Origin of the sequence: Pseudoclavibacter chungangensis (genome assembly GCF_013410545.1) — a bacterium.
Classification (GTDB): Bacteria; Actinomycetota; Actinomycetes; order Actinomycetales; family Microbacteriaceae; genus Pseudoclavibacter; species Pseudoclavibacter chungangensis.
Map to the genome: position 1 here is coordinate 1,319,223 of NZ_JACCFV010000001.1, position 19,865 is coordinate 1,339,087.

20 protein-coding genes and 1 other RNA gene are annotated in these 19,865 nt (G+C 70.8%); 13 read left to right on the forward strand and 8 right to left on the reverse strand.

The annotated features are described in order from the left end of the window. Window position 1 precedes the first annotated feature (1 nt). Genes HNR16_RS05910 through HNR16_RS05925 form a run of 4 tightly spaced genes read left to right on the forward strand, consistent with a single transcriptional unit; the run spans window position 2 to window position 3,280 of the window. A complete protein-coding gene (locus HNR16_RS05910) occupies window positions 2-406 on the forward strand; it encodes a TOBE domain-containing protein (protein WP_158040917.1) in 405 nt (134 codons plus the stop codon). Continuing rightward, window positions 403-1,251, forward strand: coding sequence for a molybdate ABC transporter substrate-binding protein (gene modA, locus HNR16_RS05915; protein ID WP_225737890.1), 849 nt, complete (start codon window positions 403-405; stop codon window positions 1,249-1,251). Before HNR16_RS05910 ends, modA begins: the two co-directional genes overlap by 4 nt. Continuing rightward, entirely contained in the window at window positions 1,248-2,084 is an 837-nt protein-coding gene (locus tag HNR16_RS05920; protein WP_158040918.1) for an ABC transporter permease, read from the forward strand. Before modA ends, HNR16_RS05920 begins: the two co-directional genes overlap by 4 nt. Beyond that, window positions 2,081-3,280 carry an ABC transporter ATP-binding protein gene (locus HNR16_RS05925; RefSeq protein ID WP_179558130.1) on the forward strand — a complete coding sequence of 400 codons (1,200 nt, stop codon included), beginning with the start codon at window positions 2,081-2,083 and terminating at the stop codon, window positions 3,278-3,280. The genes HNR16_RS05920 and HNR16_RS05925 overlap by 4 nt, the downstream gene beginning before the upstream one ends. 2 nt (window positions 3,281-3,282) lie before the next feature. On the opposite strand, the gene HNR16_RS05930 is transcribed toward HNR16_RS05925, so the two are convergent. Beyond that, window positions 3,283-3,750, reverse strand: a complete 468-nt coding sequence (locus HNR16_RS05930) for a hypothetical protein (protein WP_158040920.1) — start codon at window positions 3,748-3,750, stop codon at window positions 3,283-3,285. A 183-nt stretch (window positions 3,751-3,933) separates the two neighbouring features. Between HNR16_RS05930 and HNR16_RS05935 the strand changes: the two genes are divergently transcribed. Beyond that, on the forward strand, window positions 3,934-6,480 hold the full coding sequence (locus HNR16_RS05935) for an ATP-dependent Clp protease ATP-binding subunit (protein WP_158040921.1): 2,547 nt from the start codon (window positions 3,934-3,936) through the stop codon (window positions 6,478-6,480). Between the two features lie 137 nt (window positions 6,481-6,617). Here the strand turns inward: HNR16_RS05935 and HNR16_RS05940 are convergent, their stop codons facing one another. Beyond that, window positions 6,618-7,505 carry an ion transporter gene (locus HNR16_RS05940; protein ID WP_158040922.1) on the reverse strand — a complete coding sequence of 296 codons (888 nt, stop codon included), beginning with the start codon at window positions 7,503-7,505 and terminating at the stop codon, window positions 6,618-6,620. Between the two features lie 55 nt (window positions 7,506-7,560). Here HNR16_RS05940 and HNR16_RS05945 point away from each other — a divergent pair, with 55 nt between their 5' ends. The 4 genes from HNR16_RS05945 (at window position 7,561) to HNR16_RS05960 (ending at window position 10,058) form a co-directional block, all read left to right on the forward strand. Beyond that, a complete protein-coding gene (locus HNR16_RS05945) occupies window positions 7,561-8,385 on the forward strand; it encodes a Nif3-like dinuclear metal center hexameric protein (RefSeq protein ID WP_158040923.1) in 825 nt (274 codons plus the stop codon). Between the two features lie 44 nt (window positions 8,386-8,429). Further along, a complete protein-coding gene (locus HNR16_RS05950) occupies window positions 8,430-9,167 on the forward strand; it encodes a zinc ribbon domain-containing protein (protein WP_158040924.1) in 738 nt (245 codons plus the stop codon). 35 nt (window positions 9,168-9,202) lie between these two features. Continuing rightward, window positions 9,203-9,555: RNase P RNA component class A (gene rnpB / locus HNR16_RS05955), an RNA gene on the forward strand. A gap of 77 nt (window positions 9,556-9,632) precedes the next feature. Beyond that, the gene (locus HNR16_RS05960; RefSeq protein WP_158040925.1) at window positions 9,633-10,058 is read left to right on the forward strand and encodes a hypothetical protein; all 426 of its coding nucleotides are present in this window, start codon (window positions 9,633-9,635) and stop codon (window positions 10,056-10,058) included. A gap of 66 nt (window positions 10,059-10,124) precedes the next feature. Here HNR16_RS05960 and ppgK read toward each other — a convergent pair whose 3' ends face one another. Both ppgK and map read right to left on the reverse strand, forming a co-directional pair. Further along, window positions 10,125-10,916 (reverse strand): polyphosphate--glucose phosphotransferase, encoded by a 792-nt coding sequence (gene ppgK / locus HNR16_RS05965; protein ID WP_158040926.1) that lies wholly within the window; start codon window positions 10,914-10,916, stop codon window positions 10,125-10,127. Window positions 10,917-10,935: 19 nt separating this feature from the next. Next, the gene (gene map, locus HNR16_RS05970) at window positions 10,936-11,814 is read right to left on the reverse strand and encodes a type I methionyl aminopeptidase (protein ID WP_158040927.1); all 879 of its coding nucleotides are present in this window, start codon (window positions 11,812-11,814) and stop codon (window positions 10,936-10,938) included. Between the two features lie 11 nt (window positions 11,815-11,825). Between map and HNR16_RS05975 the strand changes: the two genes are divergently transcribed. Next, window positions 11,826-12,017, forward strand: a complete 192-nt coding sequence (locus tag HNR16_RS05975) for an SPOR domain-containing protein (RefSeq protein ID WP_158040928.1) — start codon at window positions 11,826-11,828, stop codon at window positions 12,015-12,017. A gap of 98 nt (window positions 12,018-12,115) precedes the next feature. Here HNR16_RS05975 and panB read toward each other — a convergent pair whose 3' ends face one another. Next, the gene (gene panB / locus HNR16_RS05980; RefSeq protein ID WP_158040929.1) at window positions 12,116-12,949 is read right to left on the reverse strand and encodes a 3-methyl-2-oxobutanoate hydroxymethyltransferase; all 834 of its coding nucleotides are present in this window, start codon (window positions 12,947-12,949) and stop codon (window positions 12,116-12,118) included. Between the two features lie 89 nt (window positions 12,950-13,038). Here panB and HNR16_RS05985 point away from each other — a divergent pair, with 89 nt between their 5' ends. Beyond that, on the forward strand, window positions 13,039-14,376 hold the full coding sequence (locus HNR16_RS05985) for a glutamine synthetase family protein (protein WP_158040930.1): 1,338 nt from the start codon (window positions 13,039-13,041) through the stop codon (window positions 14,374-14,376). Between the two features lie 4 nt (window positions 14,377-14,380). After that, window positions 14,381-17,389 carry a bifunctional [glutamine synthetase] adenylyltransferase/[glutamine synthetase]-adenylyl-L-tyrosine phosphorylase gene (locus tag HNR16_RS05990; protein WP_158040931.1) on the forward strand — a complete coding sequence of 1,003 codons (3,009 nt, stop codon included), beginning with the start codon at window positions 14,381-14,383 and terminating at the stop codon, window positions 17,387-17,389. Window positions 17,390-17,474: 85 nt separating this feature from the next. On the opposite strand, the gene HNR16_RS05995 is transcribed toward HNR16_RS05990, so the two are convergent. The 3 genes from HNR16_RS05995 to HNR16_RS06005 all read right to left on the reverse strand — a co-directional run bounded on the left by HNR16_RS05995 (window position 17,475) and on the right by HNR16_RS06005 (window position 19,248). Further along, entirely contained in the window at window positions 17,475-17,795 is a 321-nt protein-coding gene (locus HNR16_RS05995; RefSeq protein WP_158040932.1) for a putative quinol monooxygenase, read from the reverse strand. Between the two features lie 81 nt (window positions 17,796-17,876). Beyond that, window positions 17,877-18,317, reverse strand: coding sequence for a hypothetical protein (locus tag HNR16_RS06000; protein WP_158040933.1), 441 nt, complete (start codon window positions 18,315-18,317; stop codon window positions 17,877-17,879). A 295-nt stretch (window positions 18,318-18,612) separates the two neighbouring features. Then, on the reverse strand, window positions 18,613-19,248 hold the full coding sequence (locus HNR16_RS06005; protein WP_158040934.1) for an NAD(P)-dependent oxidoreductase: 636 nt from the start codon (window positions 19,246-19,248) through the stop codon (window positions 18,613-18,615). A 112-nt stretch (window positions 19,249-19,360) separates the two neighbouring features. Between HNR16_RS06005 and HNR16_RS06010 the strand changes: the two genes are divergently transcribed. Then, window positions 19,361-19,819, forward strand: a complete 459-nt coding sequence (locus HNR16_RS06010; RefSeq protein ID WP_158040935.1) for a MarR family winged helix-turn-helix transcriptional regulator — start codon at window positions 19,361-19,363, stop codon at window positions 19,817-19,819. Window positions 19,820-19,865 lie beyond the last annotated feature (46 nt).

The following is a 19,865-nucleotide window of genomic DNA, read 5'->3' on the forward strand; positions in this document are numbered from 1 at the left end:
CATGACGCAGTATCGGATCAGTGATGCGGCTGCACTGCTCGGGGTCAGCGACGACACCGTGCGGCGCTGGGTCGCCGACGGCCATCTCACCGCCACCAAGGACGAGTCCGGGCGACAGGTCGTGCCAGGGGCGGAGCTCGCCGAGCGCGCCAAGGCGATCGCCCCGGAGGTCGTCGACCGGTCGCGGGTGCGCCGCAGTGCGCGCAACCGCTTCGTCGGCCTCGTGACCGAGGTCCGGATCGAGGGCCTCATGGCCCAGATCGAGCTGCAGTGCGGCCCGCACCGAGTGGTGTCGCTCATGTCCGCCGAGGCCGCCCGCGAGCTGCAGCTCGAGGTCGGGTCGACGGGTATCGCCGTGGTGAAAGCGACCACGGTCATCATCGAAACGGAAGAGGAAGCCTCGTGAACACGCGAACGGACACCCGCATCGGAACGGGGGCGCGACGCCGCCTCGCCACCGCGACCGCCCTGCTCGGCGCCCTGCTCCTCGCGGGCTGCTCGAGCACGCAGAGCCCGCCCGCGGCGACCGAGTCGACGGACGACTCGGCGCTCACGGGACAGTTGACGATCTACGCCGCCGCGTCGCTCACCGAGGCGTTCGACGAGCTCGCGACGCAGTTCGAGGCGGCGAACCCGGGAGTCGAGGTCGTCCCGATCACCTACGACGGATCGTCCGTCCTCGCGACGCAGCTCATCGGGGGGGCGCCCGCCGACGTCTTCGCGTCCGCCGACCAGAAGAACATGCAGAAGGTCGTCGACGCGGGTCTCGCGGACGAGCCCGTCGATTTCGCGACGAACGTCCTCCAGATCGCCGTGGCGCCGGGGAACCCGCTCGGCATCACGGGGCTCGCCGATCTCGCGGACGGCGTGAAGACGCGGGCCGACGGGAGTCCCGCGTCGGTCGTGCTCTGTGCCCCGGACGTGCCCTGCGGTGCCGCCTCGAAGACGCTCATCGACGCTGCCGGGATCACGGTCACGCCCGTGAGCGAGGAGCAGAACGTGACCTCCGTGCTCACGAAGGTGAAGTCCGGCGAGGCCGATGCCGGTCTCGTGTACGTCACCGACGTGACCGCGGCGGGCGACGCCGTCGAGGGCGTTGCCATCGAGGGGGCGGACGCCGCCACGAACGTCTACCCGGTGACATCGCTCAAGGCCGCGGCCAACCCGGAGGCGGCGGCGGCGTTCGTCGCGTTCGTGACGTCGGCCGAGGGGCAGCAGCTCCTCGACTCCTACGGCTTCGGCGCACCGTGACGAGTGGGCGGACGACGGAGGCGCTCCGCGAGCACACGCGTGCCGCGGGGCGCTTCCCCGTCTGGCTCTACGTCCCCGCCGCGATCGGTGCGCTCACGCTCCTGCTCCCGCTCGCGGCCCTGCTCCTCCGGCTCGACGGGCCCGGCGTCATCGCGTCCGTCACCTCGCCCGCCGCGCTGCAGGCCCTCGGCCTGTCGATCTCGACCGCGTCGGTCGCGACGGTCGTGTGTCTCGTGCTCGGTGTGCCGCTCGCGTTCGTCATCGCGCGCAGCGATCCGCGCCTTGCCGCGGTCCTGCGGACGCTCACGACCCTGCCACTCGTCCTGCCGCCCCTCGTCGGTGGTATCGCACTCCTCTCGCTGCTCGGACGCACGGGGCTGTTCGGCGAGGCGCTCGGCCTCGTCGGCATCCGGATCCCGTTCACGACCGCCGCGGTCGTGATCGCGCAGGTGTTCGTCGCCATGCCCTTCCTCGTCGTGTCCGTCGAGGGCGCGCTCCGCACGGCGGGAACGTCCTACGAGGGCGTCGCCGCGGGGCTCGGTGCGGGCCGGTTCACCGTGTTCCGCCGCATCACGCTGCCGCTCGTCGCCCCCGGACTCGTCTCGGGTGCCGTCCTGTGCTTCGCGCGGGCGCTCGGCGAGTTCGGTGCGACGGCGCTGTTCGCGGGGAACGCCGCGGGGACGACCAGGACCATGCCGCTCGCGATCTACACGGCCTTCAACGGTGCGGGCGTGAGCGAGGACACGGCGATCGCGCTCTCGCTCATGCTGATCGTCGTCGCGGTCGGTGTTCTCGTGCTCATGCGGGGCTGGCGAGCGGACGCGGCACGGTGACCGCGCCGGTCGGGGACACGCTCCGCATCGACGCCGCGCTCGACCGCCCGGGGTTCCGGCTCGAGGTCGCCGTGACCGCGGAGCCGGACGAGGTCGTCGCCGTGCTCGGTCCCAACGGGTCCGGGAAGTCGACCCTACTCGGCCTCGTCTCTGGCGACATCGACCCGACGGACGGGGTCGTGCGGATCGGCGCGCACGAACTGAGCCGGGCGGGGGAGCGCGGCGTTCCACCCGCCGCGCGCGGCGTGGGACTGCTCGGACAGCGCGCCCTGCTCTTCCCGCATCTCAGCGTGCTCGAGAACGTCGCGTTCGGCCCTCGCGCGCAGGGCCGGCGCGCGGCCGACGCCCGGGCCGCCGCGGCGGAGTGGCTCGAGCGCGTCGGCCTCGCGGACTTCGCTGCACGCAGGCCCTCGGAACTCTCGGGCGGCCAGCAACAGCGCGCCGCGCTCGCCCGCGTGCTCGCCGCCCGACCGCGTGTGCTGCTGCTCGACGAGCCTTTCGCTGCGCTCGACGTCGAGGCGGCCGTGCAGATGCGGCGCCTCGTCCGCGAACAGCGCGCCGCGCTCGGCGTCCCGATGCTCCTCGTGACCCACGATCCCGTCGACGTCGTCGTCCTCGCCGATCGGGCGATCGTGCTCGATGCCGGTCGTGTCGTCGACGAGGGCAGCGTGACGGACGTGCTCGGGGCGCCGCGGACCCCGTTCGCGGCTGCGCTCGCCGGAGTGAATCTGCTCGCGGGTCGCGTCGCCGACGACGGGTCGGTCCGGCTCCGCGACGGCCTCGTCCTGCATCCGTCACTCGACGGTGCCGGGGTCGGTGCCGGTGACGAGGTCTCGGTCTCCTTCGCACCGAGCGCCGTGCGCGTACGCGGCATCGCGGCGGGCGGCGGGGACGCGAACGACGCGGGTGCGAACGACGCGGACCGGGAACGGCACGACCACTGGCGAGGCGTCGTGTCGTCGCTCGAGCCCGTGCGGGGAGGCGTGCGTGTCGTGTGCGACGAGCACCCCGGGGTGTCCGCCGATCTGCCGACGGCGTCGGCGCTCGCGCAGGGTGTCGAGCCGGGCGTCGTCGTGCACTTCGCGATCGAGGTGCGTGACATCACGGTTCGGGCGGAGCGCCACGGGGACGGTGCGGAACAGCCGGACGAGCCGCTCGCGACCACGAACCACTCGAGGGACGGCTCGCGCCGCTGAGTTCAGATCGCGTCGTGGCTCGTGCGGATCCCGGCACCCGTGAGGGCCGCGACGAGCGCCGCGAGCGGTGCGAGGGGCGCGGGCACGCCGGAGGCGGGTCGTCCACTTCGCTCGACGACCTCACCGTGCGTGACCGTGCGGTCGCCGATCCGGGCGAGTGGCGAACCCGACCAGACGGCGTCGCGGGACGTCCCCGCGCTAGCCGGCGTCCCCGTGTCGGTATCGGTGTCCGTGAGGACGAGACCGAGGCTCGCGGCGGCGAGCGCACGGCACAGGCCCTCCGTCTCGTCGATCGGCGGCAGCCTGAGCGTGCCCGACTTCGCGTCGTCGGTGTCGGCGAGGTGGCGGACGAGCGTGTCGACCCGACGTGCGAGCTGGGCGATCGTCATGCTCGTGCCCGCCACGTCGACGGTCGCATCGGGTGCCGTCTCGACCGCGGATTCGAGCGCGAAGGGGATGGACAGGCTCATGGCGACCTCCTCGGTGGGTGACAGCACCGTAGTGGATGCGCCCGGGGAGCGCGTGAGGACCGCAGCCGTTCGCCGTCCGTGAACTTGAGCGGAATCGACTCAACAAGCCAGTCCGTGCGGAATACGCTGTGCTCCCCATCGTTGAGTTGAGTAACGCACACTCAAGTTCCAGGGAGGACCACCGTGCCCATTTCCTTCGGCCCGTCGGGCTCCGGCAACGGATCGTTCGACGAGTTCATGGCCCGCTATCTGCAGGGCCAGCGCCAATCCCGTGCGGGGCGTCCCGTCGACGTCTCCCGCCTGCTCAGCCGCCGCACCCACCAGGTCGTCGAATCGGCTGCGAACTACGCCCGCGAACACGGGCACACCGAGGTCGACGCGTTGCACCTGCTGCGCGTGATGATCGACCACCCCCTCATCCGCGAGGCCGTCGAGCGTGAGGGCGGCGACCCCGAGTCGCTCGTCCAGTCGGTCGAGCTCGCGCTGCCCGCCTCCGTCCCGGGCACCGCACCGGAGGAGTCGATCCTGACGACCTCCGCACAGCGCGCGCTCGTCGACGCCTACCAGCTCTCGCGTGCGTTCGGGTCGACCTACATCAACCCGGAGCACCTCTTCGGCGCGCTCGTGCTCGCCGAGGACACCCTGCCCTCGCGCCTGCTCGCGGGCGTCGGCATCACGCCGCGCTCCCTGCAGCGGAGCGCGGAGGAGGCCGCGCGCGCCGCGCAGGACCCCGAGGCGGAGCGTCCCGAGGCGAGCGACTCGGAGACCCCGACGCTCGATGAGTTCGGCACCGACCTCACCGCCCTCGCCGAGGCCGGTGAGCTCGATCCGGTCATTGGGCGTGCCGACGAGATCGCGCAGACCCTCGAGATCCTCGCTCGGCGACGGAAGAACAACCCCGTCCTCGTCGGCGAGGCCGGCGTGGGCAAGACCGCGATCGTCGAGGGGATCGCCCGTGCGATCGCCGCGGACGAGGTGCCCGAGCAGCTGCGCGGCGCGCGCATCGTGTCGCTCGAACTCGGGTCCATGCTCGCGGGCACCCGCTACCGCGGTGATTTCGAGGAACGGCTCACGAAGGTCGTCGACGAGGCGACCGCGCACGCCGACGAGATCATCCTCTTCGTCGACGAGCTCCACACGGTCGTCGGCGCCGGTGGGTCCGGCGAGGGCGGCGGCGTGGACGCGGGCAACATCCTGAAGCCGCGTCTCGCGCGCGGGGAGCTGCGCCTCATCGGCGCGACGACCCTCGACGAGTACCGCCGCATCGAGAAGGACAAGGCGCTCGAGCGGCGCTTCCAGCCCGTCCGCGTCGGGGAGCCGGGACTCGAGGACGCCGTGCGCATCCTGCACGGCATGCGTGATGCCTACGAGTCGCACCACGGCGTCCGGTACACCGACGAGGCCCTGCGTGCCGCGGTCGAACTGTCCGATCGCTACGTCACCGACCGGTTCCTGCCCGACAAGGCGATCGACCTGATCGACCAGGCCGGAGCCCGGCTTCGCCTCCGGCGCGGCCCGGGCACCGACACCGCGAAGCTCCGTGCCGAGCTCGAACACCTCGAGTCGGAGAAGCGCGCCGCGGTCGAGGCCGAGGACTACGAGGCGGCGTCCGAGCTGCGGGACCGCGTCGCGAACGCCCAACGAGCCCTCGACGAGGCGATCGCGGTCGTGAGCGACGACGGTGACGCGGTCATCGACGTCGCCGAGATCGAGGCGATCATCGCGCGTGCCACCGGCATCCCCGCCGGTCGCATCGGCGGCGACGACCGCCGCCGGCTGGCCGCGCTCGAGTCCGAGCTGCACGAGCGCGTGGTCGGACAGGACGAGGCGGTGCGCACGATCGCGACGGCCGTCCGGCGCAGTCGCGCGGGCATGGGCGACGCGAACCGCCCCGTCGGCTCCTTCCTGTTCCTCGGACCGACCGGCGTCGGGAAGACGGAACTCGCGAAGGCGCTCGCCGAGTCGGTGTTCGGTGACGAGCGCGCCTTGATCCGCTTCGACATGAGCGAGTTCGGCGAGCGGCACACCGTCAGTCGGCTCGTCGGTGCCCCTCCCGGATACGTCGGCTACGACGAGGCGGGGCAGCTCACCGAGCGCGTCCGCCGCAACCCGTACTCGGTGATCCTGCTCGACGAGATCGAGAAGGCCCACCCGGACGTGTTCAACCTGCTCCTGCAGGTGCTCGACGACGGTCGACTGACCGATGGTCAGGGACGCACGGTCGACTTCCGCAACACGATCGTCATCATGACCTCCAACCTCGGCAGCGAGTTCCTCGCGAGCCGCGGGGGAGCGCTCGGGTTCGTCGCGAACGACGCCACCGGATTCGGTTCGGACAAGGCGCTGCGCGACCGGGTGATGGGCAAGCTCCGCGAGGCCATGCGGCCGGAGTTCCTCAACCGCATCGACGAGATCGTGCTGTTCCGGAAGCTCGAGCGAGAGCAGCTGCGCGACATCGTCCGCCTGTTGCTGCGGGCCACGAGCGCGCGGCTCGCCGAGCAGGGCATCGGCTTCGAGATCGACGACGCCGCGGTCGACCTCATCGTCGACCACGGCCACGAGCCGGAGTTCGGGGCGCGTCCGCTCCGCCGGGTCATCCAGCGCGAGCTCGACGACCGCCTCGCGGGGCTCATCGTGGCCTCCGAACTCGGTGACGGGGACACGGCGATTGTCGACGTGGACGGCGACACGCTCCGTGTCGTCGCATCGCGTCTGCGACTCGCGGCCTGACCCGAGGACGGAACGACCCCGCCGTGCGCGCACACGGCGGGGTCGTTCGCGTTCGGACGCGTCGGGCGGCTCGGCACCCCGGACGGCTCGGCTCGTCGGACGGTTCACGCCTCGAGCGCACCGGCCCGTCGGACGATTCAGTGTCCCGCGTCGTCGGTGCCTGCGGCACGGGTCCGCGCGAGCTCCTGCGCCTCGCGGAGCCGCGTCACCTCGTCGCGCAGGGCCCGGATCTCCGTGAGGAGGAGGTCGTCGCGTTCGGCGGCGGCATCCCGAGCGGAGGTGTTCGCGTCCGCTCCCGCGACGTCGGTCGCGGCGGCGGCCTGTTCCTCGTCTCGCTGTGTGCTGAGTGCCTCCGTCGTGACCGCGATGAAGAGGTTCAGCACGACGAACGTCGACACGATCGTGTAGAGGATGAAGAACGGCCAGGCCACCGGCTCCTGCTCCGCGAGCGGCATGACGATGTCGAACCAGCCGTCGCCGATGAGCAGCCGGAACAGCGAGATGCCCGAGCGTGCGAGGTCACCGAAGTGATCGGGCCGGATCGACCCGAACAGCGTCGTCGAGACGATCACGAACACGTAGCCGATGATCACGAGCAGACCGGCGATCGACGCGATGCCCGGGATCGCGCTCAGCAGCGCACCGACGACACGGCGCATGGAGTGGACCTGCGACAGGAGCCGCAGCACCCGCAGCACGCGCAGCACACGGACGACCTGCATGCCGGGCAGTGCCGGGACGTACGAGACCGCGACGATGATGAAATCGAACACCGACCAGCCGTCCCGGAAGAACGACCACCCGTAGGCGACGAGGCGGAGCACGATCTCGACGGTGAAGACGCCCACGACGAACCAGTTGAACGCGACGATCACGCCGCCGAACCGGTCCATGACGGCGGGGTAGGTCTCGAGGCCGAGCACGACCGCGTTCACGAGGATGAGGGTCGTGATCGTGTTCTGGAACGTGCGGGACTCGACGATGGTCGCGACGCGTGCGCGAGCGGGGGAGGCTGGAGTCGGCACGGTGCGAGCCTATGAGCTCCCGACGACACGCTGCGTCCGACACTAGGCTGACGTCATGTCCGCGACGCTCCGAGACCTGCTCGACACGTTCGAGGCGATGTGGCCCGCGGGCCGCGCCGAGTCGTGGGACTCGGTCGGGCTCGTGACGGGCGACCCGGCCGCGCCCGTCTCGCGTATCCTGCTCGCGGTCGACGCCGTGGACGAGACGATCGTCGAGGCCGAGGAGCTCGGCGCGGACCTGCTCGTGACGCACCACCCGGTGCTGCTGCGCGGCGTGCACACGATCGCGGAGACGACCGCGAAGGGGAACCTGCTCGCCCGCCTCGTCCGCGCCGGCTGTGCGCTCATGGCCGCACACACGAACGCCGATGTCGTCGAGCGCGGCACGTCCGACGAGCTCGCCCGCCGACTCCGACTCGTCGACACCGAGCCCATCGAGCCCGCCGCCGACGACGCCACCCTCGGCCTCGGTCGCGTCGGTCGGCTGCCCGAGCCGCTCACGCTCGGCGCACTCGCGATCACCGTCGCCAAGATCCTCCCGGCCACCGCGACGGGCGTCCGCGTCGCCGGCGACTTCGACGCCGAGGTCGAGCGCATCGCCGTCTGCGGGGGTGCCGGGGACTCGTTCCTCGCGGACCCGGCCGTCGTCGGCGCCGACGTCTACATCACGAGCGATCTCCGTCACCATCCCGCCTCGGAGGCTCGCGAGCAGGCGCGGCTCGCGGGCGGCCGCCCGTTCCTCGTCGACACGTCGCACTGGGCGAGCGAATGGCTCTTCCTCGACGGCGCCGCCGAGGAGTTGCGTCGCCGCCACCCCGACGTCGAGGTGGTCGTGAGCGAACGCAACACCGACCCCTGGGACTTCGCCGTCCCGCAGTAGCTCCCGGCCGTCGCCCCGCGACGGTCGACGACAATGAGGAGAACATGAAAGCCGATCCCGCCATCCAGCGTCGCCTGCTCGACCTCGCGGCACTCGACGCCTCCCGGGCGCGTCTCCAGCACCGGGCCAACACCATTCCGGAGCAGAAGGCGCTCGGCGAACTCGAACAGGCCCGCGTCGAGCACCGTGCCTGGGTCGCACGCGCCGTCGGTGCGCTCGAGGACGCGCAGACCGAGCTCGCCCGCATCGAGTCCGACACGCAGCTCGTCGAGCAGCGACTCACGCGCGACCGGGACCGGCTCGAGAAGACCTCGTCGGTGAAGGACGTCGCCGCGCTCGAGAGCGAGATCGCGACGCTCACGCGGCGTCGCAGCGATCTCGACGACATCCAGCTCGAGCTGATGGAGCGGGTCGAGGAGCACGAGGCCGAACTCGCGCGCGCCCGCGACGCGCAGCTCGCGGTCGAGCAGGAGGCCGAGGTCCTCATCACGAAGCGCGACGAGGTGCGCCGGGAACTGCAGGCCGAGGCGAAGGTCATCGCCGGGGGACGCGCGACGGTCGTCGCGGACCTCCCCGCCGATCTGCTCGAGCTCTACGAGAAGCAGCGCACGCGCTACGGCGTCGGGGCGGCCGAACTCGTGGGTGCCCTCACGACCGGCTCGAACGTCACGCTCGACAACGTCGATCTCGCGCGCGTCCTCGCCGCGGCACCCGACGATGTCGTCCTGTGCCCAGATTCGAGCGCGATTCTCGTTCGGACGGAGCGTTCCGCGACGGCATGACCCGGCGAGCGTCGGGGTAGGATCGACGAAGCGAACGGGCCGGCCAGACGGTCGCGTCATCCGGCAACGGATGCCGAGGAACGTCCGGGCTCCACAGGGCAGGACGGTGGGTAACACCCACCCGGGGCAACCCGCGAGACAGTGCCACAGAAAACAGACCGCCCCCTCGGGGGTCAGGGTGAAAAGGTGGGGTAAGAGCCCACCGGGTGCCTGGTGACAGGCATCGCACGGTAAACCTCGTCCGGAGCAAGGTCAGACAGGGGACGGTGACGCTGCCCGCCGAGTCCCCGGGTGGACCGCTGGAGGCGTGCGGCGACGTACGCCCGAGAGAGATGGCCGTCACGGGCTTCGGCCCGGACAGAACCCGGCGTACCGGCCGACCCGTTCGCATCGACATCGGTCCGGGAACCACTGCCTCGGACCACGACGCACGCTCGTACGTCTCCGCTCGCGACGGGAGGGACCATGCCGGAGAGCGACGCCCGGGCCGTGCGGTCCGCGTTCATCACGAACGTCGAGGACAGCATCCGTCGCCGTGAGCCCGTCGAGCGGACGTGGGGCGACATCGTCTGGGCGTGGTGCGACGTGGACGGAGCGGTCGTCACGGCGGTCGCCCAGCTCGCGGACATGCCGTTCCCGCTCGGGATCCGGCTCGATTGCAACTGGTCGATGCGTCCCGACGAGTGGGAGTTCCAGGCATGGATGCTCGCCGAGGTCATCATCGAACCGCACGGCACCGACGTGTCGGTCTTCCGCTGCAGCCACGGTGGGATCGGGTGGATGGGGGACCTGGACGGCTTCGAGGATGCCGGGGAGCTCGCGCTCACCGAATCGCGGACCGACCCTGACGTGCCTCGTCCAGGAGCTCGGCGCATCCCCCTCGGGCGGTAGCGCTGATCGCGTACGACACGGACGCGGGGCCCGGCGAACAGGCGCCGGGCCCCGCGTCGCGATCGGTCAGCCCCAGTGCTGGCCCGCGAGCCAGGCCACTCCCACGATGCCCGCGTTGTTGCGCAGCTCCGCCGGGATGATCGGCGTCGTGATGTCGATGAGGTGCAGGAACTCGTCGGCCCGCTTCGAGATGCCGCCCGAGACGACGAACACGTCGGGGGCGAACAGACGCTCGAGGTGACGGTAGTACGGCGTGAGACGGGCCGACCACGTCGCCATGTCGAGGTCTTCGCGCTCACGGACCTTCGCGGACGCGAAACGCTCGTAGTCCTCGTGACCGTCGAGCTGGAGGTGGCCGAGTTCCGTGTTCGGGAAGAGGCGGCCGTCGTGGAAGAGCGCGCTGCCGATGCCCGTCCCGAGGGTCGTTACGAGCACGGCGTCGAGCCGGCCCTTCGCGGCACCATAGTGCACCTCGGCGACACCCGCCGCGTCCGCGTCGTTGACGAGCGTCACCTCGTGGCCGAGGGCGTCGCCGAACAGCGCGGCGGCGTCGAGGCCGAGCCAGCGCTGCGAGATGTTCGCGGCCGAGTGGCTCACGCCGTGCTTGAGGATCGTCGGCAGGCTCACGCCGATCGGCGACGACTTCTTGAGCGGCGTGTCGAGCTCGCGCAGTTCGCCGACCATCGTGACGACGGCGTCCCGGATGTCGCCCGGGTCGCCCCCCTCGGGAGTCGGGATCTTGTGGCGCTTCGTGAGGAGTTCGCCCGTCGCGAGATCGACGACCGCGCCCTTGATGCCCGTTCCGCCGACGTCGATGCCGATCGCGGTGGCGTGCGCTTTGTCCGTGGCCTTGCCCATGCGACGACTCTAGTGGGCGTCACGCACGCGGCGGCAGGGTGAGAATCTCGGTGCGGTCCCCGAGCACGACGATCGTGTGCTCCCACTGCGCGGTGCGCGAGCCGTCGTCGGTCACGATGGTCCAGCCGTCGTCCCACTGGCGCCACCCGGCAGCGCCGCCGAGGGTGAGCATCGGCTCGACCGTGAACACCATGCCGGGCTCGATCACGTCGGCGTACGACGGCGCGTCGTAGTGGGGGATGATGAGCCCCGAGTGGAACGCGGCGCCCACACCGTGCCCCGTGTAGTCCCGCACGACGCCGTAGCCGAAGCGGTTCGCGTACTTCTCGATCACGCGACCGATGACGTTCACCTCACGGCCCGGGCGGGCCGCCTTGATGCCGCGCATCATGGCCTCATGCGTCCGCTCGACGAGCAAGCGGCTCTCCTCGTCGACGTCGCCCACGAGGTACATGCGGTTCGTGTCGCCGTGCATGCCCTCCTGGTAGGCGGTGATGTCGACGTTGAGGATGTCCCCGTCCTCCAGCACGGTGTCGTCGGGGATGCCGTGACAGATGACCTCGTTGAGCGAGGTGCAGATCGACTTCGGGAAGCCCCGATAGTGCAGCGTCGAGGGGTACGCGCCGCGCTCGACCATGAAGTCGTGCGCGATGACGTCGAGCTCATCGGTCGTCACACCGGGACGCACGAACTGCTCGAGGTGCTCGAGGGCCGCGGCGGCGATCGCGCCGGAGCGCCGGATGCGCTCGATCTCGGCCGCGTCGTACACGTCACCGTGGTCGATCGGCTCGGGCCCCGGTCGCCCGACGTACGGCGGACGCGCGATCGACGGCGGCACGCGAAGCTCCGGTGCGACGTTTCCGGGAACGAGCAGGGTCGAGGAGGGGTCCTTGGGCATACGCTAAGCCTATGACCGAGCATCACGACGATCAGTACTGGTTCAACACCCGCACGGGCAAGGTCGAGCGCGGCAATCAGTCGATCGCGAGCGAGCTCCTCGGGCCGTTCGCGACCGAGGCCGAGGCCGCTCGAGCGACCGAGAAGCTGCAGGAGAACGCCCGCCGCTGGGCCGAGGAGGACGCCGCGGAGGACAACTCCTAGCCCCCGACCGATCCGCGACGGGGCCGGACGAGCGATCGCTCGTCCGGCCCCGTTCGTTCCCGGCGGCCCTCGTCGCGGGGCCGGCGCCCGGTGGGCGCTCAGTCGGCGGTCGGGTCGGAGAAGCTCTCAGACGCGGCGGGGAACGTGCCGTCCTTGACGGCGTCGCGGTACGCGGTGGCGGCGTCGAGGAACACGGCCCGTGCATCTGCGAAGGCGCGGACGAAGGACGGCACGCGCCCCGAGCCGAGCCCGAGGGCGTCGGTCCACACGAGGATCTGCCCGTCGCAGCCGGCGCCGGCGCCGATGCCGATCGTCGGGATCTCGAGCTGCGCCGAGACCTCGGCGGCGATCTTCGCGGGCACCATCTCGAGTACGACCGCGAACGCGCCGGCCTCCTGCACGGCGAGCGCATCGCGCAGCAACTGTGCGCGCCCCGTCTCGCCCTTGCCCTGGATGACGTGCCCGCCGAGGCCGTGCTCCGCCTGCGGGGTGAAGCCGATGTGTCCCATGACCGGGATGCCCGCGTCGACGATGCGCCGGATGACGTCGGCACTGCGCTCGCCGCCCTCGAGCTTCACCGCGGCGACCCCCGTCTCCTTCATGAAGCGGACGGCCGTGTCGAGCGCCTGCTCCGGCCCCCGCTCGTAGCTGCCGAACGGCAGGTCCGCGACGACGAGTGCGCGCGACGCGCCGCGGACGACGGCCTTCGCGAGCGTGATGATCTCGTCGACCGTGATCGGCAGCGTCGTGTCGAGACCGAGCACGACGTTCGCGGCCGAATCGCCGACGAGGAGCACGTCGATGCCCGCCTCGTCGAAGATGCGCGCCGTCTGCACGTCGTAGCTCGTGAGCGCCGTGATCTTCTCGCCGGACGCCTTCGCCTGTGCGAAATGACGGATTCGGACACGCTTACGGGCAGCTTGCTCGGACATGCGCTCAGTCTAGGACGCGTCGTCAGCCGCGAGGACGCCGGGACGGATAGCCTGGAGACGCGTTCACCGACGACGAGAGAGGGGTCCACGTGGACAAGCAACAGGATTTCGTGCTCCGCACCATCGAGGACCGCGGGATCAAGTTCATCCGCCTCTGGTTCACGGACGTCCTCGGCACGTTGAAGTCCGTCGCGATCGCCCCCGCCGAGGTCGAGGGCGCGTTCGCCGAGGGCATCGGATTCGACGGGTCCTCGGTCGAGGGCTTCACGCGCCGCACCGAGGCGGACATGCTCGTGCAGCCCGACCCGACGACGTTCCAGGTGCTGCCGTGGCGCGGCGAGATCGACCCGACGGCGCGCATGTTCTGCGACATCCTGACCCCCGAGGGGCAGCCCGCCGTCACCGACCCGCGCAACGTGCTGCGTCGCTCGCTCGACCGGGCCGCGGATCAGGGCTTCACGTTCTACACGCACCCCGAGATCGAGTTCTACCTCCTGAAGTCCGCCGACTACGGCCCCGACGGTCCCCAGCCGGTCGACTCCGCGGGCTACTTCGACAACGTCCCCGGCGGCACCGCGCACGACTTCCGCCGCCGCGCCGTGCGCATCCTCGAGGACCTCGGCATCTCGGTCGAGTTCAGCCACCACGAGGCCGGGCCCGGCCAGAACGAGATCGATCTGCGCTACGCCGACGCGCTCTCGACGGCCGACAACATCATGACGTTCCGCACGGTCGTGAAGGAGGTCGCGATCGAGCAGGGCGTGCACGCGACGTTCATGCCGAAGCCGATCTGGAAGTACCCGGGCTCCGGCATGCACACCCACCTGTCGCTGTTCGAGGGCGACACGAACGCGTTCTACGAGGCCGGTGCCCAGTACCAGCTCTCGAAGATCGGCAAGCACTTCGTCGCCGGCATCCTGCAGCACGCGGCGGAGATCACGGCCGTGACCAACCAGCACGTGAACTCCTACAAGCGCATCTGGGGCGGCGACGAGGCCCCGAGCTTCGTGTGCTGGGGGCACAACAACTCGTCCGCGCTCGTCCGCGTGCCGCGCTACAAGCCCAACAAGGGCGGCTCGGCTCGCGTCGAGTACCGCGGCATGGACGCGGCCGCGAACCCGTATCTCGCGTACGCCGTCCTCCTCGCGGCCGGACTCAAGGGCATCGAGGAGGAGTACGCGCTGCCGCCCGAGGTCGAGGGCGATGTACGTGACCTCACGCCCCGCGAGCGGTCCGTCCTCGGATTCCGCCCCCTGCCCGCGAGCCTCGACGAGGCGATCGCCGTCATGGAGGAATCGGAACTCGTCGCCGACACGCTCGGCGAGCAGGTGTTCTCGTACTTTCTCGCGAACAAGCGGCAGGAGTGGGACCAGTACCGTTCGCAGGTGACACCGTTCGAGCTCGACTCGAGCCTCCGGACCCTCTAGTCCGGTGGCGCGGAACGAGGGACGCGCGCGGCTCGTCCGCGCGGGGTTCGCGGCGCCGACCGCGGCCGAAGCCGACCTGACGCAGCTGTGCGAGCTCCTCGGTGTCGAGCAGGACACGGTGCTCGCGTTCTACGACGAGACGGTGCCCGACCCCGACCAGTCGCTGTGCGAACTCCTGCGGATCGCGCGCGATTCACGGGACGCGCTGCGTCGGGCCGCCGCCGATCCCGCGGTCATCCGCACCGCGGTCCGTGTGCTCGGCGGGTCGAGCGGCCTCGCGTCGTTCCTCCACCGGCACCCGGACCTCCTGCCGAGCGTCCACGACGGGGCTCGCGAACTCGCCGACCGCGCGACGCTGCAGGAGCGCCTCGCGACCGCCGTCGGCGTGACACCCGCCGACCTCGTCGAGGACCGCGGGTACGGTCTCGCGAAGGCGACGATCACGGGCGAGGAGGCGCGGCGCGCGCTGCGCATCGCGTACCGGCTCGAGCTCGCCCGCATCGCGGCCTACGACCTCGGCCGGGCGGCGCCCGCCGACGCGATCAGCCAGGTGAGCCACGCGCTCGCCGACCTCGCGGGCGAGGCACTCGATGCCGCCCTCATGGTCGCGCGCGCCGACGTCTCGGCACCACCGGCCGGATTCGGCCGGTTCCCTGCACACGAGGTCGAGCAGGTTCGCCTCGCCGTCATCGGCATGGGCAAGTCCGGCGCTGAGGAACTCAATTACCTGTCCGACGTCGACGTCATGTTCGTCGTCGCGACGACCGAGGACGGTGAGCTCACGACCGCGCGCGGCGTCGAGATCGGCACGCGCCTCGCGAGCACGACGATGCGCGTCATCGACGACGTCGGCGTGGAGCCCGCCCTGTGGGAGGTCGACGCGAACCTCCGGCCGGAGGGCAAGGACGGCGCACTCGTCCGCACGCTCGACAGCTACGTGTCGTACTACGGGCGCTGGGCGAAGAACTGGGAGTTCCAGGCACTGCTGAAGGCACGGCCGATCGCGGGCGACCTCGACCTGGGCGGCGAGCTCGTCGACCGGCTCTCGCCGCTCGTGTGGGCGAGCGCGGGACGCGACGACTTCGTGGGCCAGGTGCGCGCCATGCGCGAGCGGGTCATGGAGCACATCCCGGCGGACGAGGTCGACATCCAGCTCAAGCTCGGTCCGGGCGGTCTGCGCGATATCGAGTTCACGGTGCAGCTGCTGCAGCTCGCGCACGGCCAGACCGACGAGTCGCTGCGGGTGCGCGGCACGCTCGACGCGCTCGAACGCCTCGCGGACGGAGGCTACATCGCGCGCGACGACGCCTCGGAGTTCGCCGACGACTACCGGTTCCTGCGGTTGCTCGAACACCGCCTGCAATTGCGCGGGCTCCGTCGCACGCACCTCATGCCGCGCGACGAGGAGGGGCTGCGCATCCTCGCTCGTGGCGCGCGATACGAGAACGCCGAGGCGTTGCTCGAGCACTGGCGCGGTGTGAAGCGTCGCGTGCGCGGGTTGCACGAGAAGGTCTTCTACCGGCCGCTCATCGATGCCGTTGCGGCGCTCACGGCCGACAGTTTCCAGCTCACGAGCGACCAGGCCCTCGAACGACTGCGGGCGATCGGCTACCGCGATCCGCGCGGCGCGCTCGGGCACATCCAGGCCCTCATCCGCGGCGTCTCGCGGCGGGCCACCATGCAGCGGAACCTGCTGCCCGTCCTGCTCGACTGGTTCGCGCAGGGGAACGATCCGGATCAGGGCCTGCTCGCGTTCCGCAAGCTGTCGGAGCAGATCGGTGACGCGCCCTGGTATCTCCGATTGCTGCGCGACAGCGCGGCGGCGGCGAAGCGTCTCACGACGCTCCTCACGAACTCGAAGTTCGCGGCCGTGTTCATCGAGCTGTATCCCGAGGCCGTGCGGTGGCTCGACGATGATCGACTGCTCGTGCCGCGCTCGCTCGACGCCCTCCTCGAGGAGGTGCGCGGCACCGTCAAGCGCCACGACGAACCGGAGGCGTTGCAGCGCGCGCTGCGCACGTTCCGTCGCCGCGAGGTGCTCCGCCTCGCGATCGGCACGATGCTGCGCGTCAACGACATCGAGACGACGGGCCGGGGGCTGAGTGACGTCGCCACCGCGACGCTCGCGGGTGCCGAGATCTCGGTCCGGGCGATCGACGACGTCGTGTATCCGCCGTTCGCGATCGTCGCCATGGGCCGCTACGGCGGTGGCGAACTCGGTTTCGGCTCCGACCTCGACGTCATGTACGTCTACGACGACGGTGGCGTCGACGATCCGGCGAAGCTCGCGAAGCAGCTCGTCGCGCGCATCATCGAGTTCACGAGCGATCCGCGCATGCCGATCGACCTCGACGCGGATCTGCGACCGGAGGGCAAGAGCGGGCCGCTCGCACGCTCGTTCGAGGCGTACGTCAGCTACTACGCGAAGTGGTCGCTCGGGTGGGAGGCGCAGGCACTGCTGCGTGCCCGGGCCGTCGTCGGCGATCCCGAGCTGTGTGCACGCTTCGAGGAGCTCGCCGACACGGTGCGGTACCCAGCCGGACTCTCGGAGGACGGGCTCCGGGAGATCCGTCGCATCAAGGCGCGCGTCGAGTCCGAGCGGTTGCCGCGCGGGGTCGACCCGAGGCGGCACCTCAAGCTCGGCCGGGGCTCGCTGAGCGATGTCGAGTGGCTCGTGCAGACGCTCCAGCTGCAGCACGCGTCCGAGGTGCCCGAGCTGCGCACGACGTCGACGCTCGGCGCGCTCCGCGCCGCGACGGACGCGGGGTTCGTCGATGCGGACGACGCCGAGGTACTGCGGGAGGCGTGGGTGCTCGCGTCTCGCGTGCGTTCGGCCGTCTATCTGCAGGGCAACCGCCAGGCAGACGTGCTGCCCGATGTGAGCGCTCGTCTCGAGGGTGTCGCGCGCCTGCTCGGCTACGAGCCGGGCGAGGCACAGGAGCTCGAGTCCGACTACCTCGGCACGACGCGACGCGCGAGGCGCGTGTTCGAACACGACTTCTACGGCGAGTGAGTTCCGGGCGGTTTTCGGGGTTCCGGGGCACCCGGAACCCCGAAAACCGCCCGGAACGTCGTTGCGCGCCGTGGGCGGCGCGGTGTCAGTCGACCTTGAGCTCGCCCATCTCGTCCCAGCCCGAGCCGTCGACGGTGCGGCTGATGATGCGGGGCGTCGAGCGCAGTGCGGGCTTCATGTCGACCATCGCCTTCGCGAAGTGGTCAGAGGACACGTGCGCCTCGGCCGCGTCGTCCTGGAAGGCCTCGATGAGCGTGAACACGCCTGGCTCCTCGACCGAGCGGTTCCACTCGTAGAAGATGTTGCCCGGCTCGGCGCGCGTCGCCTCGGTGAACGACCGCGTGAGATCGAGCCACGAGTCCACGTACTCCGGCTTGACCTCGAACTTCACGACGATGAGGATCATGGTTCCACTCCTTCGGTTTTCGGTGCGCGGCCATGGTGCCGAGCCGGTCGACCCCGCGTCAAACCGAGGCCGGGCGAGTGCTCAGGAAGCGAGGACGACACGCCCCTGCTCCGCCGGATCGACGAGGACGGGCCAGGTCGAACCGGCCGTGTACGGGCCCGGCCCCGAACGATCGAACAGCGCCCCCACCCGCACCCGGTACGGGCCGCGATCGGGCAGCCGGACCTCGAGCACGAGCACGTGCGTGGGGCATCCGGGGCGTGGAGCGGGATCGTCGGTGCGCTTGAGGATCGTCGCCTGGCCACGCGGAGCGGACCCCTGCAGGCGGGCGGCCGCTTGCGCGTCGTCGAATCGGGGCAGACTCGCGGTGTCGTCCGAGGTCCCGGCGTGGGGGAGCGGGAGCCCGGGGTCCGTGTTTCCCGCTGCGCGCTGGGCTTCGAGGTGTGCCGCCCACTCCCGCTGCTGCGCGCCGGCGCCGGTCGCGTCGTTGAGGGCGTTCGTGAGCCGATCGAGGAATCCCATGCCGTGCGCTCCATCCCGAGACGTGTCCACGCTCCTCGTGGTCGGCCGTCGGGGACAGCCTATGCGCGCGTGGTGACGGCCACCGCATGCCGTGTCGCGGCCCGGTCCTCCGCGACCTGGCACGCCGGGCGTTCGATCGTGCGCGCCGTGCCTCACCCGCCGTGGGCTCGCACTCGTCGGGCCTCCCGCGGCCTGGGTCTCGCACGAGGCTCCCGACCGAGTCGGCCGTGACACGGCCTGCGGTCGTTCGCTCGTCGGTGGATTCTCGCCCGCGGCGCGGAGCGCTCCTCGAGTGTCAGTTCGCGACGTACACGTGACGACGGTCGAGGTCGTCGCGCTCGACGATGTCCAATAGCGCTGCGGCCATGTCGGGCGCGGTGATCGACCACCCGCGCCGCAACGGTCCGGCCGTGCTCGAGCGATAGCTCCCGCGGGGGTCGACGGGTCTGATCCGGGGCGCGCGGATGGCGGTCCAGCGCGCTGCGCTCTCCCAGAGCACGATGTCCATGCGACGCATGTCGTCGTACGTGGCGCCGAGGAACCGCTGGAGCAGCGGCAACACGATCCAGAGCTTGACGGGGCCCTGATGCGCCCAGTGCTCCGCCACCTCGGACGAGATCACCACGAGGCGTCCGACACCGTGTCGCGCCATACCGTCCACGATGTTCCGCGTCCCCTGCGAACAGAGCGTCGTCGGGGTCCGTGACGTTCCGATACCGACGCAGCTCACCACGGCATCGGCCCCCTCGAGGACGTTCTGTACGCCCTCGGCATCGAGGACGTCGACGGCCGCGACGCGGAGCCGCGGGATCCCACTGTCGAGCGCTCGAGGATCGCGGGCGACGGCGACCACCTCGAGATCGCGCGCGAGCGCCTGATCCACCACGTGTCGGCCGACGTTGCCGGTTGCCCCGGTCACCACGATGCGCATGTGTCCTCCGTGTGCCTCATCGATCCCGGTTCGGTAGCTAGACTCGACGCCGAACTCATTCTGAATCGGGATCATTCCGAATCGGTAGTAAGTGTAGCCCGAGGAGAGCGCGATGACCGATGAATCGATCGAAGGTGTCCGACGCGCGATGCAGCGGCACCTGGTGCATGCGGTGCTCGGCAACGATCGGGTGGCTCGGGAGCATGGTCTGCTCAGCGCGGACCTGCAGGTGCTCCACCTGCTGGTGCTGCGCGAGGACGTGCGGACCCCGAAGCAGATCAGTGAGGTCACCGGCACGCCGGCGAGTACGGTGACGAAGCTCGTGGACCGTCTCGAGACGGCAGGCTACGTGCGCCGCACGCCCGATCACGCCGACCGCCGCAGAACGCGCATCGAGCCGATTCCCGAGGCGATCGAGGCGCTGCACGTGCACTACGCACGTGCCGATGACGAGTTCGACGAGATGAGCAGCGCGTTCTCGGCGGACGAACTCGCGATCGTGCGGCGATATCTCGACGCCGCCACGGAGTTCTACACGAGGCAGGCGACGACGCCGTCCCGTCTGCCGTGACACGCATCCGACGATGAGCCCGCGTGCACGACGACGCCCCTCGCCG